The 25,862-nt window shown below is 63.1% G+C and carries 21 protein-coding genes and 2 pseudogenes; 7 read left to right on the top strand and 16 right to left on the bottom strand.

Annotation, left to right across the window (positions count from 1 at the left end; translation table 11 throughout):
- Positions 1 to 56: 56 nt before the first annotated feature.
- Genes HEQ16_13710 through HEQ16_13700 form a run of 3 tightly spaced genes read right to left on the bottom strand, consistent with a single transcriptional unit; the run spans position 57 to position 3,176 of the window.
- Positions 57 to 1,211: a glycosyltransferase family 4 protein gene (locus tag HEQ16_13710; GenBank protein MCO4055072.1), complete on the bottom strand. Its 1,155-nt coding sequence runs from the start codon at positions 1,209 to 1,211 to the stop codon at positions 57 to 59.
- Positions 1,192 to 2,211, bottom strand: coding sequence for a glycosyl transferase (locus tag HEQ16_13705; protein MCO4055071.1), 1,020 nt, complete (start codon positions 2,209 to 2,211; stop codon positions 1,192 to 1,194). Before HEQ16_13705 ends, HEQ16_13710 begins: the two co-directional genes overlap by 20 nt.
- Positions 2,202 to 3,176 carry a polysaccharide biosynthesis protein gene (locus tag HEQ16_13700; protein MCO4055070.1) on the bottom strand — a complete coding sequence of 325 codons (975 nt, stop codon included), beginning with the start codon at positions 3,174 to 3,176 and terminating at the stop codon, positions 2,202 to 2,204. Before HEQ16_13700 ends, HEQ16_13705 begins: the two co-directional genes overlap by 10 nt.
- 1,235 nt (positions 3,177 to 4,411) lie before the next feature.
- Between HEQ16_13700 and HEQ16_13695 the strand changes: the two genes are divergently transcribed.
- The 7 genes and pseudogenes from HEQ16_13695 to HEQ16_13665 all read left to right on the top strand — a co-directional run bounded on the left by HEQ16_13695 (position 4,412) and on the right by HEQ16_13665 (position 9,453).
- The gene (locus HEQ16_13695) at positions 4,412 to 4,804 is read left to right on the top strand and encodes a hypothetical protein (protein ID MCO4055069.1); all 393 of its coding nucleotides are present in this window, start codon (positions 4,412 to 4,414) and stop codon (positions 4,802 to 4,804) included.
- Positions 4,801 to 6,075, top strand: a complete 1,275-nt coding sequence (locus tag HEQ16_13690; protein MCO4055068.1) for an O-antigen ligase family protein — start codon at positions 4,801 to 4,803, stop codon at positions 6,073 to 6,075. Before HEQ16_13695 ends, HEQ16_13690 begins: the two co-directional genes overlap by 4 nt.
- Positions 6,076 to 6,451: 376 nt before the next feature.
- A pseudogene (locus tag HEQ16_13685) lies at positions 6,452 to 6,598 on the top strand (IS256 family transposase).
- Between the two features lie 102 nt (positions 6,599 to 6,700).
- Complete coding sequence (locus tag HEQ16_13680; protein MCO4055067.1) at positions 6,701 to 7,114, top strand: transposase; 414 nt, start codon at positions 6,701 to 6,703, stop codon at positions 7,112 to 7,114.
- A complete protein-coding gene (gene tnpB, locus HEQ16_13675; GenBank protein MCO4055066.1) occupies positions 7,111 to 7,473 on the top strand; it encodes an IS66 family insertion sequence element accessory protein TnpB in 363 nt (120 codons plus the stop codon). Before HEQ16_13680 ends, tnpB begins: the two co-directional genes overlap by 4 nt.
- Before the next feature lie 74 nt (positions 7,474 to 7,547).
- Entirely contained in the window at positions 7,548 to 9,152 is a 1,605-nt protein-coding gene (locus tag HEQ16_13670) for an IS66 family transposase (GenBank protein MCO4055065.1), read from the top strand.
- A gap of 148 nt (positions 9,153 to 9,300) precedes the next feature.
- Positions 9,301 to 9,453 (top strand): annotated as a pseudogene (locus tag HEQ16_13665) (IS110 family transposase).
- 119 nt (positions 9,454 to 9,572) lie between these two features.
- Here the strand turns inward: HEQ16_13665 and HEQ16_13660 are convergent.
- From HEQ16_13660 to HEQ16_13600, 13 genes are all read right to left on the bottom strand, one after another.
- On the bottom strand, positions 9,573 to 10,379 hold the full coding sequence (locus HEQ16_13660) for a phosphate/phosphite/phosphonate ABC transporter substrate-binding protein (GenBank protein ID MCO4055064.1): 807 nt from the start codon (positions 10,377 to 10,379) through the stop codon (positions 9,573 to 9,575).
- Positions 10,376 to 11,377, bottom strand: a complete 1,002-nt coding sequence (locus HEQ16_13655; protein ID MCO4055063.1) for an ornithine cyclodeaminase family protein — start codon at positions 11,375 to 11,377, stop codon at positions 10,376 to 10,378. Before HEQ16_13655 ends, HEQ16_13660 begins: the two co-directional genes overlap by 4 nt.
- Positions 11,378 to 11,401: 24 nt before the next feature.
- A complete protein-coding gene (locus HEQ16_13650; GenBank protein MCO4055062.1) occupies positions 11,402 to 12,586 on the bottom strand; it encodes a mandelate racemase/muconate lactonizing enzyme family protein in 1,185 nt (394 codons plus the stop codon).
- Between the two features lie 63 nt (positions 12,587 to 12,649).
- Positions 12,650 to 13,636, bottom strand: coding sequence for an Ldh family oxidoreductase (locus HEQ16_13645; protein MCO4055061.1), 987 nt, complete (start codon positions 13,634 to 13,636; stop codon positions 12,650 to 12,652).
- Between the two features lie 5 nt (positions 13,637 to 13,641).
- Complete coding sequence (locus tag HEQ16_13640; GenBank protein MCO4055060.1) at positions 13,642 to 14,613, bottom strand: ATP-binding cassette domain-containing protein; 972 nt, start codon at positions 14,611 to 14,613, stop codon at positions 13,642 to 13,644.
- Entirely contained in the window at positions 14,610 to 15,632 is a 1,023-nt protein-coding gene (locus HEQ16_13635) for an ABC transporter ATP-binding protein (GenBank protein ID MCO4055059.1), read from the bottom strand. The genes HEQ16_13640 and HEQ16_13635 overlap by 4 nt, the downstream gene beginning before the upstream one ends.
- Positions 15,598 to 16,473, bottom strand: a complete 876-nt coding sequence (locus HEQ16_13630) for an ABC transporter permease (GenBank protein MCO4055058.1) — start codon at positions 16,471 to 16,473, stop codon at positions 15,598 to 15,600. The genes HEQ16_13635 and HEQ16_13630 overlap by 35 nt, the downstream gene beginning before the upstream one ends.
- Positions 16,470 to 17,378: an ABC transporter permease gene (locus tag HEQ16_13625; GenBank protein MCO4055057.1), complete on the bottom strand. Its 909-nt coding sequence runs from the start codon at positions 17,376 to 17,378 to the stop codon at positions 16,470 to 16,472. The genes HEQ16_13630 and HEQ16_13625 overlap by 4 nt, the downstream gene beginning before the upstream one ends.
- Before the next feature lie 91 nt (positions 17,379 to 17,469).
- On the bottom strand, positions 17,470 to 19,017 hold the full coding sequence (locus tag HEQ16_13620) for an ABC transporter substrate-binding protein (GenBank protein MCO4055056.1): 1,548 nt from the start codon (positions 19,015 to 19,017) through the stop codon (positions 17,470 to 17,472).
- Between the two features lie 143 nt (positions 19,018 to 19,160).
- A complete protein-coding gene (locus HEQ16_13615; protein ID MCO4055055.1) occupies positions 19,161 to 20,639 on the bottom strand; it encodes a histidine ammonia-lyase in 1,479 nt (492 codons plus the stop codon).
- Positions 20,640 to 20,701: 62 nt separating this feature from the next.
- Positions 20,702 to 23,239, bottom strand: coding sequence for a betaine--homocysteine S-methyltransferase (gene bmt / locus HEQ16_13610; protein MCO4055054.1), 2,538 nt, complete (start codon positions 23,237 to 23,239; stop codon positions 20,702 to 20,704).
- The gene (locus HEQ16_13605; GenBank protein ID MCO4055053.1) at positions 23,236 to 23,451 is read right to left on the bottom strand and encodes a DUF1289 domain-containing protein; all 216 of its coding nucleotides are present in this window, start codon (positions 23,449 to 23,451) and stop codon (positions 23,236 to 23,238) included. Before HEQ16_13605 ends, bmt begins: the two co-directional genes overlap by 4 nt.
- Positions 23,448 to 25,862, bottom strand: a complete 2,415-nt coding sequence (locus HEQ16_13600) for an FAD-dependent oxidoreductase (protein ID MCO4055052.1) — start codon at positions 25,860 to 25,862, stop codon at positions 23,448 to 23,450. Before HEQ16_13600 ends, HEQ16_13605 begins: the two co-directional genes overlap by 4 nt.

Here is a 25,862-nt window from a genome sequence, read left to right as displayed (position 1 = left end):
CTTGGCATCAGGCTGCTCAGCTTTCCGGGATGCGGGGGTGCGCCGGGACCGATCAGCTAGGCCCTGTAGAGTGCCAGAGTAGTGATGGCTACGTCTCGCTGCGAAAAGCGGCCTTCGCTCACCCGCGCCGACGCGCCTGCGGCGAGCTTCTCGATAAGCGTCCTGTCGCTGGCGAGCTGGATCACTGCCGCGGCAAGCGCATCGGCGGTGAGGCTTTCAAGGACAAGCCCGCTTTGACCATCCTCGACGAAAGCCTTGCAGCCCTCATTGTCCGAGACGATGGCCGGCCGGCCCACGGCCCCTGCCTCGATCAGGATGCGGGGCACGCCCTCCTGATAACTGGTGGGGAGCACAACAACATGTGCCCTGGCGAGCAGATCCGGTATCTGCTGGATGGGAACCGGGCCCAGCAACTCCACATGCGGATCACGTGCGAGCGCGGCCAATTCCGCGCCGTCGAGCCCGTCTGGATCGCCCGCCTGCGCGCCGCCAGCAATGACGAAGTGGATGTCATGGCGTGTGGCCGCCACCTGCCGGGCAGCCTCGGTAACGACAAGCACGCCCTTGGCACGCAGCAGGCGCCCTGCGAAAAGCACCGTGAAGCGACCTTCCGGGAGCGGCGCCCGCCTAAAGGCGCCCGGGTCCACTCCCGCCCCCGCGATATGGAAGGCCTGGTTGGGCGGCGCCACGCCAAGGCCGACCAGCGTCGCCCGGTCAGCCTCCGTCTCGAACACCGCCTTCACGCGAGATGGGGCAAGCCCGAGCTTGAGCCCGAGCAGCACGAGCCTGCGCCGCAGCCGCGCCTTGGCGCTGTCGTCGGCAGGGTCGAACAGACGGCCCAGACCGGGAAAGGTCGCGACCACGCGCCGTACGGATGGCACAAGCCATAGCGCGAGGAGCCCCACCAGCACGGGCTTGATGGTGATGAGATGAACGACATCAGCCTTCGTGCTGCGTACGGCCCTCAGGATGGCCAAGGCAAGCGCGAGGTCGCCCGGGACGGACAGGCTGTGCCGCTCCACCTGCAGCGGAAAGTCCACGGGTCCGAGGCTCTCGTCATCCGTGCGGACATGGCCGCAGGCCACGCTCACCGCCATGCCCTGCCGCCGGGCCTCCTCGGCCAGCCAGCGCCGGTGCGCCTCGAAATAGGCATGGTCGTTGCAGACATAGAGCACATTCATGGCCAGGCAATCATCGCCGGAAGCGCTCATGGTGCAGCAGGTAGTGGTAGAGCATGCCGCTCAGGCCATACGCGACCACGACCGCCATCAGCGGCGCAGCAGCAGATGCCAGGGCAAGACTGACGAGAGCGGCCTTCAGCATGGCGATCCGAATGCAGACATCGGCATGGGTGAGCCCCTTCTGGGTGGCCCGTTGGTAGGCATGCGTCCGGTGGGCCTCGGTCAGCTTTTCACCTCTCACGATCCGCCGGGCAAGGGTGATGGTGGCATCGGTGACATGATAGGCCGGCAGGATCATCGCGGCGGCCACATGTCCCGCGCTCGCAAGGGCGATCAGCAGGGCGCCAGCCAGAAAGCCCAGCGGAATGCTGCCGACATCGCCCAGGAACACACGGGCCACCGCCCAGTTTGCCGTAAGGAACCCTGCCGCCGCGGCGGCGAGCATGAGGCCTGAAACACAGACAGCCCCCGCCAGGGCCGAATCTGCGGCGGTCAAGCCTTGGCCCAGCACGACCGCAGCAGCGCCCAGCCCGATCCCGATCAGCGCCACGCCGCTGATGCCGTCGATCCCGTCCATGAAATTGAACAGGTTCATGAACCACAGCCAGGCGATGCCAAGCAGCACGAGCACGATCCATCCCGGCGCCAGGCCCGGCAGGATCGGCGGCCAGTGCATGACCGCCGCCGCAAGGCCGAAGGCAACAGCGCCGCCATGCGTGGCGAGCCGCGGGACGATGCCAACAGAGCGGCGGTCATCGACCAGCGAGAGCCCAGCCAGAACCAAAGCCGCGCCGAGGAGCGCCGGCAGCCCTGCGATCTGCGCGTCGATCGAAAGCCCCAGCCCGGCGACGATCAGCAGCCCGACGGGGGCGATGCCGCCCCCGCGTGGCGTCGGCCTATCGTGGCTCGAGCGGGCGTTGGGCATGTCGAGCATCTGCCAGCGCCGCAACACGGGCACAAGCGCATGGCTTGCGGCGGCCGTCGCCACGAACATCAGCGCCGTTGCGGTCAGAAGCCAGGTCAGCGACATGCCCTGATCCCCGCATCGATCACAAGCGCCTTGTTTCGCCCGCTCATATCGCGCGGCGTGGCAATCTGAAGGCAGTTGTCGGCAGTGGCTTGCGCCAAGTCGGATGCGGCCGGGCGCTCCACATGGAGCTTCTCGTCAGGCCCCAGACCGATGTAGCGGATGGGGATCACGATTTCGGGCCGCAGGCCGGCAAGCCGGATAATGCGGGTGGCGATGTCGACGACCCTTGCCTGCGTGCAAATGTGCGGCACCATGATCCTTCCGCGCTCGGTGGGGTTCGCCACGCCCTTGGCGCAGGTTGCAAGCACGCGCCTCACGACCTCCTTCATCGACATGAAATAGCGCTTCATCCCGGGATGGGTGCTGGTGACCGGACCGTCAGCCTCGATCTGCCGCGAGAAAAGCGGCATCGCCGAGCCCGACGAGTCCAGCGCATTGCCGAAGCGGACAGTCATGAAGCGCGTGGAGTGATCGGGCCGGCGATCCGGCAACTTGCAGTAGGCTTCCGCAAAACGCCTGGTCGCATCCATCATATTGGTGAGGTTCACGACCTTGTCCGTCGAGATCATCACCATTTCGCTGAAGCCGATCACCGGCACGCGTCCGCCGCGATCATGCGCGCGGAGCAGGCGGTGGCAATTCCGCTCCTTGAGCGCGCGGTAGGACAGCCGCAACGCCCCCATCAGCAGGATCAGGCGCTCGCGGGCGATGGCCGGCGCCGCACGCGGTATGGCTTCAAGCCTGGAGACAGAGAAGATGACGATCACCGTCAGCGGGACCGCAAGCACAGACATCTCGATGATTCCCGGCAGGTTGTCGATCAAGGCATAGCACCAGGAGCCCTGATTGAGCCCGATCAGGAAGGAAAAGATGCAGACGCAAACCACAGGCGTTCCCTGCATCATGAGGACAGCGGTCGCCAGTTCGGGCAGTTCGCCTGTACGGATCACGATCGCGAGCTGCAAAATCAATGCTCCGCACAGGAGGTGATGGACAGCCCAGAGCGCGCGGGTCGTAGGCACGCGATGCCAGAAACCTGCCAACATCAACACTTCCTTGCTAGTGCCTGAAAGCACGGAAACCCGATATCAAACGACGGACCCGGGAGGCTCGCCTGGATCAAGGGGGCTCCCCCTGACCCACCCCCTTGCGCCTTGATGTCAAGCGCGTCGCGTGCCCTAACGTCAAGGGTTAAAACGCCTGCAGGTTCGGCACAGGATAAGGTCGTGATGCAACTGCTTGATAGCATGCACCCGGCAGGCGCTGAAAGAAATCCTGCCTTGGCGCGGTGAACTGATCGGCTCCAGCCTTCAGGCGCGGCACTGTCATGTTGGCGTGCCGAGATCGAAAATGGCATCACGACGTGCGCTACATCCCGCTCGGCCGGCAACAGCGGCCAGATTTGCCCAGACGCTCATGGCTTCAGTCCGAAGGGCTCGATAGTCAGCGGCAGTCATGCTGTTGCGGGGAAAATGAAGCAGGTTGGAAATCGGGTCGGGGATCGAGACGAAGTGCTGGAGATGGCGAGCTGACTCGAGGCGCTTCAGGATCCTTTCTCCTTGCCGGGTCGGCTGATGCGGGTTTCGGCATGTTTGTTCAGCCCTTGGTGACGGTCGAGTAGCCAGGTCGCGTGTCATGCCTTCGAGAGGCGACTGATGACGTCACGGTTGGATGAAGGCTGGATGAATTACGCCGTCTGGCGGCAAACGTTCCTTGCGGGACGATGGGTGGAGTGATTTCGCTTTGGGTCTTGTGCCGCCAGGGTCTGCAGCAGCCCTCCGGACAGGCCGCGAGTCAGATTGCGCAGCTCCATTCACGAATGCCATGCCGGGAGAGCCCGAGGCCGATCCCGAAGAGAGGCGTGAGCCCGCGAGAGATCATCACTGCGCCATACGGCCGAGCAAAACCGACTTGACCACAAGAGACCCGATAGAGACCATCCCGGATTGCACGCTGATTTAGGTCTGGCTTCCTACGGCTGCAAAAGAGACGTAAAGGATCGTAACGTCAGTCATGGCGGGCGCGGCTCGGGAGATGGCGTGGTCCGGATTGGTGTGAGCAGCCAAATCCTTCATGATGTTATGCTCTTACTCTACGTCTTACCCGGAATGGCCCGTGATGAATAAGATGGGCCAGGACTTTGCCGTGGCTCTCAACGCCGCAGGATGAAAACTTGGTGGCCGCTCATGAGGCAATGGGAATGATGCACGAAGACTCCGCGCCAACCATGGCACTCCTCGCATGCATGAGCGGGATTGCATTGCATACACAATCGCAGAATGCAGTCGGCCTGGGCAACGGGGAGGGTGCCGGAATCCGCCCATCACATGCCTTCGCGGGCTTTGGCTGCGCCGTGACGCTCTGCTCGCCGACCGAGAGTGAAAGCGCCGCCGGCGCCGTGCAGCGCGCCGGGCTCGAAGTCGCGGCTCAGTGCCGGTCACGCTTCGACATCTCTTTCAAAGGGCCATGCTGGCTCGGTGCGCTGCCGGATGACACGCAGGTCCACACGCTCGACACGCAGGCCTGTCGGATGGCGCCGGTAACGAGAGCGCGGAACGATGAGGTCAAGACCATCTCGAGGCACCTGGCATGAAATTCCTTCGCTGGTTCCTGAGCATATGCCCGACTGATCCGCAGGTCGTTCCCCGGCGGGCCTTCTGGGTGATGACGGTCTTCGTCCTCTTCATCTTCTTCGGCGCGAGGGGCACGCCCGCGACCATTGTCATGGGCTTCCTGGTGGTATGCGCGACCATGGCATTCCTCGACGGGTTGGGGCGCACTCTGCTCCACAATTTGCCTGAAAACTCGACCGTTCCATGGCGGCCGGTCCTGCATGTCGGGCTGGCCGCCTGCCTGGGCTGGCAACTTCTGGGATGGCTTGCGATGCGCCCTGCCGATGTCGCCTCCATGCAGGTGCTTGGCAGCACGCTTGCCATCATCGCCGTGGTGATTCTGGCTCAATCGGCGATGAGCGACCGAAGCGGCGTTGTCCTGCCACGGCTGATCGCCATGATCTTTTGGGTCGGCGCCCTGTCCGCCTTGTTGTCTCTTGCGCTGCACGTTCATGATCTGTGGACGCAAGGGAGCTTGACCCTGCCCAGGCTCCTCACCACGCGCCTTTTGCCCATTGGTCGCGCGACGCACGAGATCGGCAGCGCGGCGGGGTTCGCCGTGTCTCTGTTGGCAGGCTTGCTTCTTTGGCAATCCATGGGCGCGCGGCTGCGCATGCTCGCTTCCGGCGCAATTGTCATCCTCATCGCGTCCATAGCCCTGACCCAGAGCCGCGGCGTCATGCTTGCCATGGTCGTGGCGTTCTTCGGCATGTGGCTGATCCCGAGGCTCCGCGCGCCTGGGTCGCGGGCGCTCGGGGCGGTGGCGCTGGCGGCCCTGGGCTTCGCTCTGCCCATGCTGCTGATCCTGTTCGAGGACGTGTTGAAGCAAGCCATCTGCACCGACAGGGCCGTCCTGTGCCGCGACAGCCTGCGTCTCGACATCTGGGCCCGCTCGGTCGTACTCGTGCTTGGCGATCCCTTGTTCGGCCTGGGACCAAGCGCCCGGCTCGATGGGCCGCACACTTTTCATCCCCATAACGCCATGATCGGCTCTGTGGTGTTTTTCGGCATCCCGATCCTTTTGCCGATCTTGGTGCTGCTGGGAGGGGCAGTCTCGGCAGCTGCGCGGAGCGTTCAGCAGCTGGGGGGACGTTTTGCCTTGTCGTGCCTGTTCTTCGCAGTCGTCAGCCTTGCCACGGACAGGTCCAACATCTTCGGCGACCTGAACACCCATTTTCTCTATCTTTGGCTTCCCGTCGGGCTCGCCTTCAGCTTGGAGGGCGCGAGGAGCGCAAAGCCGCCCGAAGCTTGATCCAGCAACGCCGAACTCTGCCAGTGTCACGCCGCTTTCAGGTTCCGCCCTATTTGCAGAGCGCCCATGTGAATCGGCGCGCCATTTGACCCCGGATCGGTGTCGAAGCGCGCCCGCGCCGAATGCCCCTTATGTATTTGACAGACCTGATAATACAATTCGGCATCAGATTACAAATAAACCAAATAACTGAAACCAAATGAAACCGTTGGCGTATAGTATTCCAGCATGAACGAGCTTGGGAATAGGTACGCGCTGGCAGCGGTCCGTGAGCGGCGGGCGGGGCTGTCAGGATTTGCCTGTGCGGGCGTCCATAATGGATCCGATGGAGGTTCCCGGCGGCACGACGCAAAGCTCCCGGATGTCTGGCGCGCCTATGGACCAGCTTTTGTCTGTAGCCGACCCCAATACGGCCTTCGATCCGAACGGGCTGCTCGACGATCTGAAGAAGGCCTTCGCCGAGCGGGCTCTGAACGCCGGGATGGATCATCATCTTGCAGGTGACGAGGCCGGCAACAGCCGTAAGCGTTCTGCCATGGCTGCCTTGCGCGGGGGCGGGTCCGGCATCGTATGAGCATGGTCTGGACGGTTGTTGTCGTCCTTAAGCCTATGCGCAAGGACGGCTATGGACACCCGGACGGAGATTATCAGCCAGGTTGAGCGCCGTCGTCGCTGGAGCGTCGAGGAGAAGGTGCGGCTTCTGGAGGCGACGATGCAGCCGGGCGCTTCTGTGGCGGCGGTTGCGGATCGGCATGGGGTGAGCCGGAGCCTGCTGTTTTACTGGCGCAAGCAGGCGAAGGCGGGGCTGATGCCGGGCGTGACGCCGCTGGCCTCGCTGGAGGCTCCGGTCTTCGCGCCTGTTGTCATCGCAGCCGAAGCGCAGCCGGGACAGAAGCCTTCACCAAAGCCCCCGCGCAAGATGGCTCCGCGTGCCGACTGCACGGTGGAGGTCAGCTTGAGCAACGGCCGGGTGCTGAAGGCGGATGAGGGTATCGCGCCTGAGCGGCTTTCGGCTCTTGTCGCAGCGCTCGACCGATGACGCCACAAACCCTGACCTCGCCTTTGGCGGGCGCGCGCATCTACATGGCGCTGGCACCTGTGGATATGAGGAAGGGCTTCGACGGGCTGTCGATGGTGGTGCAGGATCTTTTGAAGAAGGATCCGTTCCGCGGCCACCTGTTCATTTTCCGGGGCAAGCGCGCTGATCTGGTGAAGATTCTGATGTGGGACGGCACGGGGCTTTGCCTGTTCGCCAAGCGGCTGGAGCGTGGCCGCTTCGTCTGGGCAGTGACGCAGGATGGCGAGGTTGTACTGACGCCCGCACAGCTGTCGATGCTGCTCGAAGGCATCGACTGGCGCTCGCCGTTACGCACGGATCAGCCACGACGTGCGGGGTGAAGTGCTTCGCGCAAAAGGTCAAGATCGACATTGATTCAATAGCTTGACCCCATCTGCCCTGGTATCTTCACCTCATGATCGAAGCAGCGGGACAAGATAGTGACGAGGTGGCGCGGCTTCGCGCGCTCGTCGCTGCGCAGGCTGCAGCGCTGAAGACGGCGCAGGCCGAAGCTGCCGCCGCCAAGGCCGGTCTTCTTGTCAAGAGCCTGGAGATCGAGAAGCTCAAGATCCAGATCGCGCGGCTCAGGCGCATGCAATTTGGCCGCTCCTCGGAGAAGCTCTCCCATGAGATCGAGCAACTGGAACTGCGGCTCGAGGAACTGGAGATGGTCGAGGCGGCGAACAATGCAGCCATCGACGAGATAGCTCCTGCCGCTGATGCAGCAACAGCCAAGCCGAAGGCCACGCGCCGCCCTTTGCCTGAGCATCTGCCGCGCATCGAGATCGTACACACGCCTGCCATCGTGAACGACCCTGCCTGTGCTTGTCCATCCTGCGGAACGGCAGGCAAGTGGCGCAAGGTGGATGAGGATGTCCGTGAAGTCCTGGAGTATGTGCCGGGCCGCTTCGAGGTTATCCGCCATGTGCGTCCCGCCTTCTCGTGCCGCACCTGCGAGAGCATGGCGCAAGCTCCGATGCCGAGCATGCCGATCGAGCGCGGCATGGCCGGACCGGGCCTGATCGCCCAGGTTCTGGTTGGCAAATACTGTGATCATCTCCCGCTTTATCGCCAGGCAGAGATCTTTGCCCGCGAGGGCGTCGAGATCGAGCGCTCGGTGATGGCCGGCTGGGTTGCCAAGGCCGCAGAGCTTGTCGCGCCACTGGTCGAGGCGGTCGGTGCCCATGTGATGCGGGCTGAGCGGCTGCATGCCGACGACACGCCCGTGCCAGTGCTGGCGCCGGGCCTCGGGCGCACGAAGACAGGGCGGCTCTGGGTGTATCTGCGCGATGAGCGACCCCGTGGCGGTCAAGACCCGCCCGCCGCGCTGTATCGCTACACGCCCGACCGCAAGGGAGAGCGACCGCGCGAGCACCTCAAGGCCTTTGCAGGATTCCTGCAGGCGGATGCCTATGCCGGATTCAACGAACTCTATGCGACGAGTGCCACGCGTTCAGCCGCCGCAACCGAGGTTGCCTGCTGGGCGCACGTCAGGCGCAACTTCCACGACGTTCACGCCGGGACAGGCTCGCCCCTGGCACTGGAGGCGATGACCCGCATTGGCAAGCTGTTCGAGGTTGAGCGCCTCATTCACGGCCAGCAGCCCGAGGATCGGCGCAAGGCTCGTCAGGATCTGGCGCTGCCCGTCATGACCGAACTCGCCAGCTTCCTCGACCATTCCCTCGCCCAGATCTCCGGCAAGAGCGACCTGGCCAAGGCCATTCGCTATGCCCGATCGCGCTGGGCAGCACTCACCCGCTATCTCGACGACGGCACCCTCGATATCTCCAACAACGCCGCAGAACGCGCCATCAGGCCTCTCAAGCTCGGCGCCAAGAACTGGTTGTTCGCAGGGTCCGACGCAGGCGGCGAGCGCGCCGCCGCCATCTACACGCTCACCGAAACCGCAAAGCTCAACGGGCGAGACCCAGCGGGATATCTGCGAGCAGTCATCACCAGGATCGCCGATCACCCCATCAACAAAATCGCCGACCTGTTGCCGTGGAACCTTATGCCGTAGCCGTCAGAGGACGCTTACCAACAGCCGCAACGGCTAAGGCCGCAAGATAGCGACGACCGGGACCGGCCGCTTCGAGCTGGAGGTTCCGCGCGATCGCCAGGCGACGTTCGATCCGCAACCGATCGCCAGGCATCAGCGCCGCTTCGCCGGCATCTCGAAGCAGGGAGATCGCCATCTCCGCCGATTGCTCGTCGTCGGCGCCACCGCTGTCATCCGACACACCAAGGACAAGCCGACGCCCATGGCGGCATGGATCAGCCCGACGAAAAAAGTCGTTGCCATAGGGGGCGTCCACGTATGATTGCCCAAAAATGGCAATCCCGATTCCGTCAAATCGCGCAATGCTCTAGCGAATTCGGTCCACTGCCGGCGTCAGGATTGGAAGCGGAAAACGGGCAAGCTGCCACGCTTGTTAACGCGTTACCGGACAGTCGGATAATGACGGGCCTTTGCGTCCTGGTCCCAAGAGAGCGTCAGAGCGTAGTCAGCATGATTCATGGGCTGAAAGCCAGTGATGAGAAGCTTTTCGGCCAGCGACGGGAACCATTCTTGCCGGTGTGCAAGGGCGAAGGCTTCACGCAACCGGTCAACCACGACGGGATCCGCATCTTTCGAGGTCACAAATGATGGCATGGGAGCCACGTCTGTCGATTCGATGACGCGTATCCCCTGGGTTAGTTCGGGCCTGTGACGGGCAATCAGACTGTGCCAGTAACTATCGAGCGGGCCAACATCGATGCCGCCAGCCAGAACCTCGTCGAGGATACGGCGCGCCGTCACCAGATGGCCCGATACGGAACCGTATACGGACGGTCTCCCCGGCTTCCGATATTGCAGGAGGTGATGCCTGAGGGCATTGAAGCCTGAATGGGAGTGCTCGACTGTCCAGCCCACCCGGCCATGAAACGTGTCCGCAAGGTTCCGGTATGCAGACTCCTCGCGCACGATCAGGTCCGATCGGTAGACCGCTTTTCCCGCCGCCCATGGCGCATCCGGAATGGGCGCTGCGAGCGGCGTCACATCGGCGATTTTCAGAGCAATCGGATAGCCGCACATGAAGACGCACCCCAGATCCGGCCTCCGCCAGAGGTCCTCGAGCGGCAGCGGCGCGGGATAGGGCACGTAGGTGAAGGATACGCCGGCGTCGGCGGCGACATGGCCGATAAGAGCCTGCCAGGCGAGTTCGGCCTCGGGCGTCACGGCGTACATCCGGGCATTGGCGATCATGCGAAGCGCAGCCTTTGTCCGATCCCGAGCCGGTTGCCCTTTTCGAGCATCATGTGACCCAGGGCGATGTCAGACAATGACAGGCCGCGGTGCCAGAACAGGATTGTTTCGTCATCGCGCTCGCGACCGGGCTTCAGTCCCGCCACGATCTGCCCCATCTCGGCGTGCAACGTCTTCTCGGACAGCTTGCCGGCCTCGACATGGGCGCGCAGAGAGCCGAATTTCCCAGTTTTGCACTGGCCCCAATCATCCACAACCAGCTTGGACATGATGTCGGTGAGGGACAGTTCAACCGCACTCATGGTGCCATAAGGCACCACTAAGGCGCCAGGCTTGATCCATTCCGTTCGCAGCATCGGAGCGGGCTCGGGCAACCGTGACGCCTCGACAACGATATCCGCGCCCTCGACGCATGACCGCCAGTCACCTGTTGCAATGACAGGTTTGCCAAGATCGCGCGCGAGCCGCTCCGCAAAGGCGTTCTGGCTTTCGGGCCGGCGCGAGTGAACCCGGATCTCGTCAAAATCGAAGAGATGATCCATCAGCCGTACGTTCCAGTAGGCGGTGCCGCGCGCTCCGATGTGGCCCAGTATCTTCGAGCCCTTGCGCGCGAGGTGCTTGGCGCCAATGGCTGTCACGGCTCCCGTGCGCATGTCCGTTATCCCTGAGGCGTCCAGGATCGCCTTGGGGCGTCCGTCGAAGCGATCAAACAGGGTCAAGATGGCGAGTTCTGACGGCAGGTTCTTCTGGTAGTTATCCACAAAATCACCAACGACCTTCACGCCTGCGGAATCGATGTCGCCTCCCAGCGATCCGCGCAAGACGTTGAAATGGCCGCGCGCGACGCCGGGTTCGAGATGCATCCGCGGCTCGATCACGGCTTCGCCATGCCCTTGGGTTGCGAGGGAACTTTCGATGGCGGACAGAATCTCTTCATCCGTGATCTTCAACGCCTCAATGTCGAGCCGGTTGAGATAGCTGACGTAGATCGGAGGCATTCCATCAGGGACCATGGTGCATCTTCATGAAAGCGGCATGCGGCGATGAACGCCGGGCCGTTCTGGGTTGTGAAACTTGTTGTAAGGCCCTTCATCGAGAAAGAGCCAGTGGCAGAAGGCGAGCTTGTCACGGTCGAGGGTCACGCCGATGCCAGGCCCGGTGGGCACGGGCAGCATATTGTTCTTCGGGCGGAAGGGACCTTCCGCGATCACGTCGAAGGGTTGCATGTGAAACAGTGACTGGGACGGCTCACGGATGTGCGCGTGGGCCGCAGCAAGATGCAGGTACACCGCGCTCGCGACGCCACTGTCGCCGGAGTAACACCAGAAGTCGAGACCCATTTGCTCGCACGCCGCGATGAACTTCAGCGCACGTCCGATGCCGCCATGGACGTTCACGTCCGTGCAGAAGGCGTCCGGCACGCCGAGGGCGACGGCCTGACGCAGGTTGGGCGTATGGACTGAAAACGGAATGGTCGTATGCAGGCGCAGCTTGGCCATTTCCTCGAATGTCGCGACGGGATCTTCCCAGCACCGGATGTCCAGCGGCTCGAGGCGTTTGGCGATGCGCCGTGCCTGCGACAGAGAATAGGCCTTGTTGGAATCAACCCGCAAGAGGGCGGACGGACCAAGCGCCTCCCGCAGCAGCTCGACGCATCGGATCGCGGGCTCGGGATCGGCCGTCGAGAGTTTGCCCTCGAACATGGTGGCGCCAAAACGTTCGCGTTGGCCCAGGGCATAGTCGAGAACGGCTTCCGGCGTCGTCTCCCCGCCGATGCCGTTCCTGGTTTCGCGAAACGAGAAATAGTCCGTGAATTGGATGCTCGTTCGGTGCGCGCCTCCGAAGAGGTCATAAAGCGGCCTTCCCCAGGCCTTTCCGCGAATGTCCCAAAGCGCCATCTCGACAGCACCGAAAGCCCGGATGAGGGCGAAATCCACATCGGTGTAGATGCCGCGCCACGACGGAAGGCACAGCTCCTCCAGAGCCGTGATGTCGATGGGGTCGCGGCCCACGAGGCGTGGTGCGAAAACAGTTCCGATCGTTGTTGCATTGGCCGGGGAGGGACCCTCTCCAAGTCCCACAATGCCGTCGGAGGTTTCAACCTCGACGATGGTCTTCGAAAAGCCCGCCAGTGAGCCGTAAGACCAGAGGTAAGGCGCCTCCAGCGGAATGTTGACGGGCGTCGCACGGACTGCTGTGATCTTCATGGTGACAATCCGGCATCGCGCATGTGCTCTTGCGCTGACAAAGTTGGTCTCGCTGAACTCAGCCTACCCATGAATGAGCCCAAGCAAGATATCATCGACATCGATCCCGTAGCGTTCGTTCCGCGCCCTGGCCTGCAGCCGGCGGTCACCGGGAAGTCGCGCGCCTTTCTGGGCCAGCACCGCGCCGGACAAATCAGCAATGCGGTCCGCGAAGCCGGGTGCAAATGCCTCGGGATCGAACGCCATGAAGAATTGACCGACACCAGGCGGCGGACCTTCGGCTTTCGCATAAGGTGACGCATCCTTCGAGAAGTTGGCGCCTGTCAGGCCGGCTGCCAGCAGATCGATGATCAGGGCCAGTCCTGCACCCTTGGCGCCACCAAACCCCTGCATCGAGCCCATCAGGGCGGCCTGCGAATCCGTTGTCGGCCGTCCTTCAGAATCCAGCGCCCAGGTGGACGGGATGGGCCCGCCGGCCCTTGCGGCGGCGACGAGCGACACTTTTGTGACAGTGCTCGTGGCCTGATCGATGACCAGTGGCGGAAGGCCTGGTCGCGGGGCGGCAAAGGCCATCGGGTTTGTGCCGAACAAGGGCTGTGCGCCACCCCAAGGTGCAATGTTTGGCGGCGAGTTGCTCACGGCCAGCGCCAGAAGCCCGGCGCGCGCGATGTCTTCGACCGGATGACCAAGCACGCCAATCGAATATGAGCGGGTGATGGCCATGGTCGCAGAACCGTTCGTGCGCGCGGCGGCGATCAGTTGAGGCAACCCCGCGTCGAAGGCGGGATGGGCGAAGCCATGGGCGGCATCGACGGTCACAGCGCCCGGACGCGGCGTGCGCACCATGGGCTCGGCGCTCCCCTTGACCTTTCCACTTGTCAGATGGCCGAGATAGGTCGGCAGGTAGCCAAGACCCACGCTACGGATGTCGTCGGCCTCTGCCCTGCGGACCGAGGTTGCGACGGGTCGAGCCTGGGCGGCGCTGGCGCCGAGCGCCAGCATTGCGCCAAAGGCCAGGTCTTCGATCTGTGTGAGCGACAGGCGGGGCAATGCGTTCAGGCCACTGTTTGACCGGCGTTCGCCAGCGTGGTGGCCAGTGGAAAATGGCAGCGCACCTTTCGGCCGCCGCTCGCCTCCCGCAACTGCGGAACATCAGTTGCGCAGCGAGCCGCCATATGCGGGCAGCGGGTGTGGAAGCGGCAGCCGGATGGCGGTGTGACCACACTCGGGATTTCTCCGTGCAGAATGATGCGGGCCTTGCGCCGCGCCGGATCAACCGATGGGTTGGTGGACAGCAAGGCGGCGCTGTAGGGGTGTGCCGGCGCTGCGAAGAGCGCCGCCGTCGGCGCCTCCTCGACGATCTGGCCGAGATACATCACCACGGTTCGCGCCGTGACGCGGCGGATGATGTTCAGGTTGTGGCTTACGATCAGATAGGTCAGCCCGAACTCTCCGTGCAGATCGAGCATCAGGTTGAGAAGGTCACCCTGCACCGAAACATCGAGCCCTGCCGTTGGTTCGTCCGCGATGACAATCTGTGGTTGCAGCACGAGCGCACGCAGGATCGCCACCCGGCGCGCCTGCCCGCCCGAGATCTGGTGAGGGTATTTCTCCAGCGTGTTCTGTGGCAAGCCCAGTCGCCTGAGCAGCGTGTCGATGCGCTCCCGACCCTCCGCCATGGGAAGTCCGTGGATGCGCAGCGGCTCTTCCGCCAGGGTCCGGATTCTCATTCGCGGAGAGAGCGAAGCAACGGCATCCTGCAGCAACATCTGGGTCCTGCGGCGGAAAGCGAGGCTGTCTTTTGCGAAGATATCGGTCAGGGTTTTGCCTTCGATGGCAATCCGTCCCGCGGTTGGGCGGGCCAGTCCCGTCAGTACCTTGCAAAGCGTGGTCTTGCCTGAGCCCGATTCACCCACAAGCCCGACAATCTCGCCCTTGCCGATGGAAAGGTTGATGCCTGTCAGGGCCCGCACCGTGCCGCCAAACACGACGTCAACGTCCTGCATCTCGATCAAGGCAGCCGTCATGGCAGCACCTCGGCAGCACGCAGGCAAGCACTCATCCGGTTGGACGCAACCTGCGTCAGTGCGGGTTGTCCGACCCTGCAGATTTCGGCCACATGGATGCATCTGGGTGCAAAGACACAGGCCCTCAGCTCTGCAACCGGATCAGGCACTTCGCCCTGGATCGACACGAGGCGGCCTTCGCCTGCGTCATCAATCTCGCAATCGAGCAAGGCGCGGGTATACGGATGCTTCGGTGCAGCGAGCACGTCTCCGACAGGCCCGCTTTCAATGATGACGCCGCCGTACATCACCACCAGATCATCACACAGTTCGGCCACGAGCCCCAGATGGTGCGAGATGAACACGATGGAACCCGAAAACTCATGGCGCAGCTTGTCGAACAATTCCACAATCTGCGCTTCGATGGTGGCATCAAGCGCCGTCGTCGGCTCGTCAGCAAGGAGAAGATCCGGCTGAACAAGGAGCGCCATGGCAATCATGACCCGCTGGCGCATGCCGCCTGACAACTGGTGAGGATAGGCAGCGAGGCGCAATGCAGGATCCGGTATGCCGACGGTGGTCAGCATGGCCTCGGCCTTTCTCAGCGCCGCCTTGCGATCGATGCCGGGCTCGCGGCGGCGCAATACATCCACGAGCAGCGTTCCAACGGTGAACAGCGGGTTGAGCGCGGTCATCGGATCCTGGAAGATCATCGCGATGCGGGTGCCGCGAAAATCATTCATGGCGGCGGCATCAAGCTTGAGCAGGTCGGTGCCGTCGAACAACACTTCGCCTTCCAGCCGGTTGATGTTGGCGGGCAGCAGGCGCAGCAGTGCCGATGCCAAAGTGGACTTGCCCGAGCCCGACTCGCCCACGACGCCAAGAATGCGTCCGCGTCCGATGTCGAGCGTAATGTTGCGAAGAAGGTGGGCATCCCCGCGCGATGTCGATGCGTCGAGGACGAGATTGCGGATTCTGACAAGCGGTGTCGGTTCGGCCTGCATCTCAGCGATCTTTGTTGAGCCGCGGGTCAACAGCATCGCGCAAGGCTTCGCCGAACAGCGTAAAGCCGAGCGTTGCAAGCCCCAGCGCGCAGGAGGCGACAACCACAGGAACATAGCTGTCGGACAGATAGGCGTAGCCGTCGTAAATCAGTGTGCCCCAGCTTGCGAGCGGCGGGCGTACGCCAAGCCCGATAAAGGACAGCCCCGCTTCGATGGTGATGACAACCGGAATCTCCATCGAAGCAAGCACCACCAGCGGTCCGGCGATGTTGGGCAGAAGATGCGACAGTACGATGCGGGTGTGCGAGGCGCCGAGCAGACGTTCCGCTTCAATGAAGGGCGCATTGTTGATGGTGAGGACCTGGGCCCGCGCCACACGCCCGAAGACCGGGATTAGCGTCACCGCGACGATGAGAACCACCAGTGCAGTTGATGGACCAAACACGGCTACAACAGCCAGCGCCAACACCAGCGACGGAAATGATGCGATGATGTCAAACACGATCAACACCGGCCGCTCGCTGCGGGCTGGCAGCGAGGCGGCGAGGATGCCCAGCAATGTCCCGATGACAAGCGCGATCAGGATTGCTGACATGGCAACCATCATGGCCACCCGCGACCCATAGACGAGCCGGCTGTAAAGATCCCGACCCAGATGATCCGTGCCGAGCCAGTTGGCCCAGGACAAACCTCCGAAGCGGTTCATCACGTTGATCGCATCCGGATCGTGCGTGGCGACCCATGGCGCGAAAAGGGCAGTCGAAAGCACAGCCGCCACGATCACGAGGCCGACAGCGCCGGTCAGGGTTCCTGCCACGCGGCGCAGCACCTCGACGAATCCAGGGGCATTGCTGGCTGAAATGGCGGAGCCTGTCATCGCGGCATGGCCTCGCGGCCCCCACCGCGCCTGATGCGTGGATCGACGGCCGAGTAACTCAGATCGACAAGCAGATTGGTGATCACGAAAATCAGCACGACGACGAAGACAGCCCCTTGCAGGACAGGGTAGTTGCGCGTCGAGATGGCGTCCAAGATCATTCGCCCAAGACCCGGGCGCGAAAACACGATCTCGACGAGCACCGCTCCGCCAAGCAGCCGTCCGATTCCCATTCCGAGAATGGCGATGGTCGGAATGCAGGCATTCTTGAGTGCATATTTGTAGGTCACCAGTCGCTCGGAGAGGCCATAGGCGCGCGATGTGCGAATGTAATTCTCCCCCATAACTTCGAGCATGGAGGTGCGCACCAGCCGCGCGATGAAGCCTATCCATCCGACGGACAGCGCCACGGTCGGCAGGATCAGGCGTTGGAACTGGTCCCACCAATCCCCGGGCTTTCCGGCGCCCAGAACCGGCAACCAGTTGAGCCACATTGAGAAGATGAGCAGCAGAAAGATCGCGATCACGAATGACGGAATGGCGATGAACGCCACCGAGACAAACGCCAGCACATTGTCGAACGCCGAACCGCGCCGGATCGCGGCGTAGCAGCCGAGCGGCACGCCGATCAGCACGGCGAGGCCGATCGATGTGAACGTCAGGATGAATGTGTAGGGCAGGACCGACCAGATCATGCCTGCCACCGGCCGACCGGACAGGATGTCGACGCCCAGATTGCCGGTCAGCATGTTGCGGAAGAAGACGAACAGCCGCTCCAGCAAGGGCCGATCAAGGCCCATGTCCCGGATGAACTGGGCCCGCACGGCTGGCGTGGCCTGCGGACCCAGAAGCGCCGAAGCCGGGTCACCGGGCACGATGACCGACAGGCTGAACAACAGAAGCATAGCCCCGAAAACAATCAGGGCGGTCGTTGCGATTCGGCTCGCCAGATACTGTGCTGAGCCGGTCATAAGGTCATGGTCCGAACTGGAACGCTCAGGACGAGACCACCGCGAAACGGTCAAGCTGCCAGTCGATCGCACCGGGGAGGAAGGCGGGTTTGACGTTCGCCCGACGCGCCATATAGGCCACGTCGTTCGTCAGCCAGACGAAGGCTGCCGACTTGTCCATTTCCTTCTGGGCGTTGATCACAAGCGTGGCCCGTTTGGCGGGGTCCAGTTCCACGATCGCATCGGCGGCGAGTTTGTCGAATTCCGGGCTGTCGAAGCGCTGCCAGTTGTAAACCCCGATCTGGGCGCGTGTGAACCACTGTAGCAGGAAGCTCGGATCATGCTTGCCGTTGAAGCGTGTCATATACATGTCGAGGTTCTTGCCGGCCTCGCCATCGCCCGACTTCCAGAATGCGCCGCCATCGAGCGCTTCGATCTGCATGTCGATCCCGACCTCGCGAAGCTGGGCCTGCATGACCAGCGCCATGGTCTGGAAAATCGGCTGGTTCAGAATTGTGACACGTGTCTTGAAGCTGGACTGACCGGCTGCTGCGAGCAGTGCCTTCGCTTCGGCAACGTTGCGCTTGTAGACCGGAGCATCGCTCCAATGGCCCAGGATGGGCTGCATGATCACCGAGTTAAGGCGTGGCGCCTTGCCGTTGAACGCGGCAAGCAGCATCTGGTCGACATCGACAGCCAGCCGGATGGCCTGACGCACGCGGATGTCTGTGAACGGGGCCTTTTGCGTATTGATGCCGAGCCAGAGGTAGGCAAGCCCGGGGAAGGTATCGACTGCGATTCCCGCTGCGCCGCGCAGCGGTTCGGCGATGTTGGGCGGCAGGATGGCGAAGTCGAGTTCGCCCGAGCGCAGCGCCAGCTCTGCTGTCTTGGGGTCCTGGATGAACCGGACATTGATCTCTTCAAAAGCCGGGGCGGGCCCGGAATAGGTCGGATTTCGCCTGAGAAGGGCGCCGCGCTGCCTTTCGACCGAGACCACCTGGTATGGACCCGAGCCGACAGGCTTGAGGGCGTGCTCCGCCCCGCGCGCGGCCATGGCCTTCTGGCTCACGATGCAGCCCGATCCATCACCAAGCGCAATGGCGAAAAGACCGGCATTTGCCTGGGAAAGGTTGATGCGGCCTGTGTACTTTCCCGTTACCTCGACACCCGTCAACCCGGACCAATCCGCCTTGTAAGGGCTCTCCTTGCCGTCAGCGCCCGGCTTCAGGAAACGTTCGAACGAGAACTTCACATCCTCTGCGGTCATTTCGCCGAAGCCGTCAGTAAACATCTGGTTCGGCTTGAGCGTGAAGTCGATCTGCGTCGGGGACGTCTGTTTGACTTCGGATGCCGCGTCGAGTTCCATTTCGGTCGAGTTGGCCTTTTGCATGATGAGGCGCTGATAGACCGACTTGAAGATATTTGCGTCCTGCGGGCCGGTCCGGAACGCCGGATCAAGGGATCCGATATCCCTCTCGATGCGGATTGAGAGACTGGTCTTGGACTGGGCCCTGGCGGACAATCCGCCGAGACTTGCAAGGCCCAGCGCCGACGTGCCGGCCATCACGCCCCGGCGCGAAAATCGAATGGTCATGTCTTCCTCCACAACTGCCGGCCATGCCCTCACCGGCGCGACCCCATCTTGAGGGGCATTCTCCACCACATTCGCACGAAAGGTAAAGAGGTCCCCGACAAAATAGCCGCCAACTCTTGCTGCGGAGCGGGGGTGTGAAGTAGTCAACCGACGATTGGCAACCCGAGGCCATCCGCGCGCCCCCGGAATACGGCAATGAGCTGCGGATCAGCCAGAATGTCGTGAACCGTCATGGCATCTGGGCCGTTTTCGCGGTCGGCATCGAGCGGCGGAACAAGTGCGCGGATCGCCTTGTGCAGGGTCTCTGTCGCCGGGCTGATAGCCAGGCCCGCCCGCAGATCGACGGCCTGTGCAGCGACCAGCGCCTCGATCGCCACGAGCAAGCGGAATGGCGCCAACTGGGCGGCCAGTTTCTTGATCGTCAGCATGGTCTGGGGGGCATGGTCCTCGACCGTATCGGACACGGCGAGGGCGTCGAGGCTGCCCGGCGTGGCGTATTGCCGGATCTCCGCATGCAGGGAAGCCACCGTCTTTTGCATGGGCACGAAACCGGCCGAGGCGCCGCCCACAGGGGAGAGATATTTCGGCAAGCCGGACAGGACCGGATTCATCAGCTTCATGATGCGGTAGGCGCTGGCTGTCGCGAGATGGGTCAAGGCAATCGCGAGCGCGTCGAACGCCAGGGCGATGCCGGAGGTTTCGAAATTGGGCGAGGACAGCATCAGTCCCGCGTCGAGCAGGACCAACGGTGTATCGGAAACCCCGTTGATCTCATCTTCCACGGCAGAGCGCGTCAACCGGAAGGCTTCAAAGGCCGCGCCCATGACCGGCGCGACGGTCCGGTACGACACGGCATCCTGAATGTTGCGCGGATCGGCATGGATCGAGCTCCCGTCCAGAAGCCGACGGAACAGCGCCGCCGCCTCCTGTTGCCCGGGCGTGGCGCGTGCCGCATGCAGGCGGGCGTCGAAAATGCGCGGATTTGCGCCGTAACCCTGATAGGCCAGTGCGGCCGCCGCAGATCCGACAAGAAGCGTGTCTGCAAGCGTGCCGAGCGTCACAACCGCATGTCCCATGCTCGGCGCAGAGGCGTTGCACAGCCCCAGACCGTCCTTCGGCTCGAGTGCGATGGCCCGGAGTCCTGCGCGGCGCAGGGCTTGCGCCCCGTCCATCTCCTCGCCGCCGAGCCAGGCGCGGCCGCGGCCCACCAGGACGGCCCCCATATGCGCCGAAAGCACCAGGTCTGCCGCGCTGATGGATCCGTAGGAGGGTATGGCCGGCGACACGCCTGCATTGAAGAGGGCCATCAGCTGATCGATTGTTGGGCGCGACAGGCCCGGGCTTCCCTTGGAAGCACTGATGATGCGCGCGAGCAGGGCCACGCGGCAGACGGCCTCCGGGAGCGAGGTGCCCACCCCGGCATTGCGCCCGCGCACCAGTTGTTCCTGAAAGGCGACGATGTCGCCGCGGTCGATGCGGTGTCCAAGATTGCCGCCAAGCCCGGTGTTGAGACCATAGATCGGCTCGTCTCCGGCAGCGTATTGCGCCACAATCTCCCGCGACCGCGCGATCCTCGCCTCAGCTGCGGCTGTGAGGCCGATCTTGGTGTTGCCGGTCGCCAATCTCCGAACATCAAGGATCGAATGGCGGGCATCCCCGATCGGAGTCATGGTGTCTGTCATGCCTAGAAACCCAATTCCGCCTTGCGCCGCGCCACATACGCATCAAGAGCGTCTCCTGCTGCCGGATCAAGGAAAGGAGGGACATAGCTGTCCCTGAGCTTCTTCCATATCTCACTTGCCCGTGTGGTGGCATTCTTCGCGCCGGCGTCGGTCCAGTTCTCAAAATTCGTCCAGTCCGAGAGGATCGGTCGATAAAAGGCGTTCTCGTAGCGTTGAATAGTGTGGGGAGCGCCAAAGAAGTGGCCGCCCGCAGCCACGCCCTTGATGGCGTCGATGCCAATGTCGTCGTCGCTGAAATCGACCGGCTTCAGGATTTCAGCCCAGCCGCGCAGCATCTCGGCGTCGACAATGATCTTTTCCAGCGACGCGGACAGTCCGCCTTCGAGCCAGCCGGCCGTGTGCGTGATCAGATTGGAGTGTCCCATGATGGAGGCCCACAGCGAAAACGCGGTTTCGTAGGTCGATTGGGCATCGACGACGGGCGAGGCGTTGGCAGCGCTGGTCCGGCTTGGCAGTTTCAGTCGCCGCGCGATCTGCGTGGAGGCAAGGATCGCATTCACGAACTCGGGTGTGCCGAAGGCTGGCGACCCTGTCTTCATGTCGACATTCGAGGTGAAGGCCCCCATGACGCAAGGAGCACCCGGCCTGACCATCTGGCACAAGGTGATGATGGCAAGGGCTTCGGCCGTCTGCTGGGTCAGGGCCCCCGCGAGGGTGACCGGCGCCATGGCGCCCATGAGCGTGAAAGGCGTGATCACCGTGCACTGGCCATGGGCGGCCATGGTCATGATGTTGTCGAGAATCTCCTCGTCCACCCGTCGCGGTGAATTGACGTTGGTCACTGTCATCAGGGTCGGCCGCGCCGCCAGCGCCTCCACGGAACAGCCGTGTTCGATGGCTGACATGGCAATCGCATCTTCGGCGTTTACGCCCCCGACGCCGCGTGCGGCCCAGACCAGATCCGAGTGCTCGATATGGGCCTTGTACATGGCGAGCTGGCGCAGCGGCACCGGCAATTCCACCGGCTCAACCAGAACCCCACCTTGCCAGTGCTGCGTCCCGACCCCCTGCATCACCTTCAGCATGTCGCAGAAGGCCTCCATGTCCCCGTAGCGCCGGCCGCGATCAAGATCGGTGATATGGGGCGCGCCGCTGACAGGACCGAAATTGACGATATTGCCGCCAACGTGAAGGTGCCGTTCCGCGTTGCGCGCATGCAGCACGAAGCGCTCCGGGGCATGGGCAAGATGCGCCTCAACGACCTCTCGGCCCAGCCACACCATCTGCGATTCATCGTCGACGACAGCGCCGCCCTTGCGGTAGATGTCGCGCGCACGCTGGCTCCGGATTTCAAGCCCCGCCTCGGCCAGGATCACATAAGCGGCGTTGATGATGCGCTCCAGCTGCGACGACGACAGGACCTCAAGCGGGGACCACCGATTTTCGAGGCGCGGCGCGATGGGCTCGATCACGACAATCGACGAGCGTTGCGCCTTGCCCCGGCGGCGGGCCACCGGCGCGGATCCTCCGTCCGGGACGGCATCCGGGGTTTCGGACCGCGTCCTGCGCGCGGTCGCCGTTTCCTTCGGGGGCGGGGAGACCAGCGCGCCGAGGATAGAGGTCACCTTTGGCAGATCCGGCCTCACCCCCCCATGGTGGGCATCGAGGGCCTTGCGCATGGCGGCAAGGTGGGCCGGTGAGGTTCCGCAACAGCCGCCAACGATCCTTGCGCCGGCATCCGCCGCGAGATGGATGTATTCCGCCATCAGTTCGGGTGATCCGGAATAGTGCACATGGTCGCCGTGGACCGTCGGCACCCCGGCATTGGCCTTGGCAATGACCGGAATGCCAGGGGTGCTTTCGGTCATGCCCAGCACAGACATGACGAGATCGGATGCACCGACGCCGCAATTGGCTCCAAAGGCGAGGGGAGGCGGTGTCAATGCCGAGACGAAATCGACCAGCGCCTTCGGGGAAATCCCCATCATCGTGCGGCCTGCGGTGTCGAAGCTGGCGGTGATGGTATAGGGCATTTCGGTCCTTGCGGCCGCCAAAGCTGCCGCGCGCATCTCTTCCAGCGCGGACATGGTCTCGATCCAGATGACATCAGCGCCACCCGCTTTCAGGCCCTCGATCTGTTCGATGAAAACGGCGACAGCCTCGTCCTCCGTTAGGACACCCAGGGGGGCGAACAGGTCGCCCGTCGGACCAACCGAACCAGCCACCACGACCGGCCGACTGGATGCATCGGCCACGCGGCGCGCAATCTCGGCGCCCTTCCTGTTCAGTTCATGGGTCCGGCTCTGCGCGTTGTGCAGCATCAGCCGGCGCGCGTTGCAGCCGAATGTGTTGGTCAGGATGATATCTGCGCCGGCATCCACAAAACTTTGGTGAAGTGCGGCAATACGGTCCGGATGCTCGTCGTTCCAGATCTCAGGTGAATCACCGGACATCAGGCCCATGTCGAACAGGTTTGTGCCCGTTGCCCCGTCGGCCAGCAGGACGCGCCTTTCGGCCAGACGCTCAGCGAGCAGGTTCATGTCGTAGACTCCCGGCGTTGACGGACGCTGCGCGCTGCGCGCGACACCATGTGTGACATCCGCCCAGAAAGGCTGGTCATGATGCGGCGCCGCTGTCCAACAGTCATGCTGCCCCAACCGGCGATCTCGGACACGGTGCGGCCGCAGCCAATGCAGCAGCCGGTCACGTGGTCGACCACGCAGACCTTGATGCAGGGTGTCTCAACCGTCATCCGCGCAGCCTCAGCCCGTCGGGATCATGAAGGGGTCTTGCCGTGACGACCGCCGGACAATGCTGTCCGAGAACGTCGATGTGGAAGGTCTCGCCGTCGCGCGCCAGATCCGCTTGCACGTAACCTGCTGCAAGACTCTTGCCCACATAATGACCCCACGAGCCCGAAGTACAGTAGCCCACGGGCTCATTGTCTTTCAGCACCACCTCATAGCCGATGACATCGGCATGCGGCGCGTCGACAACGAAGGTCACAAACCTGCGCCTGGGCCCCAGTTCCCTTTCGGCGACGGCTGCCTGCTTTCCGGTGAAATCCGCCTTGTTGAAATCAACAAAGGCGTCGAGACCGGTCTCGCCTGCCGTGTAGTCCGGCCGGAAGTCCTTGTTGAAGGACCCATAGTTCTTCTCAAGCCGGAGCGACGACAGCGCCCTGCCGCCGAAGAGCCGGATACCAAACTCGGCGCCCGCCGCCATCACGTCGTCGTACAGCGTTTCCTGATAGTCAGGCGTGACCCAGAATTCGTAACCGAGTTCACCGGTGAAACCCGCACGGCAGACGATCGCCGGCGTCATCCCAAGAGCCATTTCCCTCACCGCGAAGAAGCGGAAGGCCTCGTTGCCCATGTCCTGGTGCGTCAGCTTCTGCAGCACGGCCCGCGCATGCGGGCCTGCGATCGAGAAACCGGTCAGCGTCGATGAGGCAGCGCGGATGAACACGTCGTCCGGAGGATTGCTGGCCCAGAACCACCGCATGTGGAAGGCTTCCGCAAACCCCGAGCCGATGATCAGATAACGGTCCTCGGCAAGGCATGCGATCGAAAGATCCCCGATGATGCGGCCCCGCGCGTTCAGCATCGGTGCGATGCCCATGCGGCCAGGCTTGGGGATGCGGCAGGCAAACACGCGGTCGAGCCATTGCCGGGCGCCGCGTCCGGTCACTTCGTACTTGCCGTAATTGGAGCTTTCATAGAGGCCGACAGCATTGCGCACGGCCAGACATTCCTCGCGGACATGCGGCATGGCGTTGGAACGGCGATATGTCGGGGTCTCGACCGGCTCAACGCCGCTTGGCGCGAACCAAAGCGCATTTTCAAGGCCAAAATTCGCCCCGAAAACAGCGCCCCGTGCCTTGAGCCGCTCATAAATCGGTGTTCTGCGCAGCGGCCGGGCGGCGGGCATTTCCTCGTTGGGGAACGCAAGGCGAAAGCGCCGCCTGTAGTTCTCGTCGACCTTGATCGCGGTGTAGCGCGGTGTCGCAAAATGCCCATACCTGGCCACATCCATGGCCAGCACATCCTGGCCGGGATCGCCCTCCGTCATCCAGCGCGACAGCACGAGGCCGACCCCGCCTCCCTGGCTGAAACCTGCCATGACCGCGCACGCGACCCAGAAATTGCGCAGCCCCTTGACCGGACCCACCAGCGGGTTGCCATCCGGCGAAAAGGTGAAGGGCCCGTTGACCGCCTTCTTGATGCCAACCTTCGCCAGAGCCGGAAAATGCCGGAAGCCGCGTTCCAGTTCCGGCGAAATGCGTTCGAGCGCATCCGGCAGGAGTTGGGTGTGGAAATCATCCGGCGTGGTGACCGGTGACCATGGACGGCAATCCTGCTCATAGGTGCCAAGCAGAACGCCTTGGCCTTCCTGACGCAGGTAGATCTCACCCGTGAAGTCGCTGGTGTTGATGATCTCCTTGTCGAGCCCGTTCAACTCCGGCACGGCGTCCGTGACGATGTAGTGATGCTCCATTGCCAGAACCGGCAATTCCAGTCCCACCATGCGGCCGATCTCGCGCGCCCAGAGGCCGCCGGCATTGACCACATGCTCGGCATGGATGCTGCCTTTGTCAGTGGTCACGTCCCATGAACCGTCAGGCCGCTGTTTCAGCGCTGTCACCTTTGTGAAGCGATTGATTTCCGCGCCAAGTGTCCTGGCTGCGGCCGCATAGGCCTGGGTCACGAGCCAGGGGTCGACATAGCCGCCATCTTCACGCCAGAGCGCACCTTTGAAGAACTTCTCCTCGATCAGCACATTGCGCTTCTTCGCCTCGGCGACGGAGATCAGTTGGGTATCCATCTTCAGGGTGCGCGCGCGGCTGTGGATGAGCTTCAGGAAGTCCATCTGCCCGTCATCTGTCGCCAGATAGATGCCGCCGTTGTGGTGGATGCCGCAGGACAGACCGGTCGCGGTCTCAAGTTCCCGGTAAAGATCAAACGTGTACTTCTGCAGTCGCGAGACATTGGCATCACTGTTGAGGGTCGTGACGCCGCCGGCGGCATGCCAGGTCGATCCCGAGGTGAGTTCGTTCTTCTCAAGCAGCACCACGTCCGTCATGCCGGCCCTGGCGAGATGGTAGAGCACGGACACGCCGACTACGCCGCCGCCGATCACGACGGCCTGGGTATGGGTCTTCAT

The sequence above is a fragment of the Bosea sp. (in: a-proteobacteria) genome (assembly GCA_023910605.1).
Taxonomy (GTDB): Bacteria; Pseudomonadota; Alphaproteobacteria; order Rhizobiales; family Beijerinckiaceae; genus Allobosea.
This window is presented reverse-complemented; position numbering and strand designations above follow the sequence as displayed.

What these genes read in the sequence shown, in the direction of transcription:
- HEQ16_13710 (MCO4055072.1), bottom strand. Translation starts at nt 1,211, where the DNA reads ATGAGCGCTTCCGGCGATGATTGCCTGGCCATGAATGTGCTCTATGTC.
- HEQ16_13705 (MCO4055071.1), bottom strand. Translation starts at nt 2,211, where the DNA reads ATGTCGCTGACCTGGCTTCTGACCGCAACGGCGCTGATGTTCGTGGCG.
- HEQ16_13695 (MCO4055069.1), top strand. Translation starts at nt 4,412, where the DNA reads ATGATGCACGAAGACTCCGCGCCAACCATGGCACTCCTCGCATGCATG.
- HEQ16_13690 (MCO4055068.1), top strand. Translation starts at nt 4,801, where the DNA reads ATGAAATTCCTTCGCTGGTTCCTGAGCATATGCCCGACTGATCCGCAG.
- HEQ16_13680 (MCO4055067.1), top strand. Translation starts at nt 6,701, where the DNA reads ATGGACACCCGGACGGAGATTATCAGCCAGGTTGAGCGCCGTCGTCGC.
- tnpB (MCO4055066.1), top strand. Translation starts at nt 7,111, where the DNA reads ATGACGCCACAAACCCTGACCTCGCCTTTGGCGGGCGCGCGCATCTAC.
- HEQ16_13670 (MCO4055065.1), top strand. Translation starts at nt 7,548, where the DNA reads ATGATCGAAGCAGCGGGACAAGATAGTGACGAGGTGGCGCGGCTTCGC.
- HEQ16_13660 (MCO4055064.1), bottom strand. Translation starts at nt 10,379, where the DNA reads ATGATCGCCAATGCCCGGATGTACGCCGTGACGCCCGAGGCCGAACTC.
- HEQ16_13655 (MCO4055063.1), bottom strand. Translation starts at nt 11,377, where the DNA reads ATGCCTCCGATCTACGTCAGCTATCTCAACCGGCTCGACATTGAGGCG.
- HEQ16_13650 (MCO4055062.1), bottom strand. Translation starts at nt 12,586, where the DNA reads ATGAAGATCACAGCAGTCCGTGCGACGCCCGTCAACATTCCGCTGGAG.
- HEQ16_13640 (MCO4055060.1), bottom strand. Translation starts at nt 14,613, where the DNA reads ATGACGGCTGCCTTGATCGAGATGCAGGACGTTGACGTCGTGTTTGGC.
- HEQ16_13635 (MCO4055059.1), bottom strand. Translation starts at nt 15,632, where the DNA reads ATGCTGTTGACCCGCGGCTCAACAAAGATCGCTGAGATGCAGGCCGAA.
- HEQ16_13630 (MCO4055058.1), bottom strand. Translation starts at nt 16,473, where the DNA reads ATGACAGGCTCCGCCATTTCAGCCAGCAATGCCCCTGGATTCGTCGAG.
- HEQ16_13625 (MCO4055057.1), bottom strand. Translation starts at nt 17,378, where the DNA reads ATGCTTCTGTTGTTCAGCCTGTCGGTCATCGTGCCCGGTGACCCGGCT.
- HEQ16_13620 (MCO4055056.1), bottom strand. Translation starts at nt 19,017, where the DNA reads ATGACCATTCGATTTTCGCGCCGGGGCGTGATGGCCGGCACGTCGGCG.
- bmt (MCO4055054.1), bottom strand. Translation starts at nt 23,239, where the DNA reads ATGAACCTGCTCGCTGAGCGTCTGGCCGAAAGGCGCGTCCTGCTGGCC.
- HEQ16_13605 (MCO4055053.1), bottom strand. Translation starts at nt 23,451, where the DNA reads ATGACGGTTGAGACACCCTGCATCAAGGTCTGCGTGGTCGACCACGTG.
- HEQ16_13600 (MCO4055052.1), bottom strand. Translation starts at nt 25,862, where the DNA reads ATGAAGACCCATACCCAGGCCGTCGTGATCGGCGGCGGCGTAGTCGGC.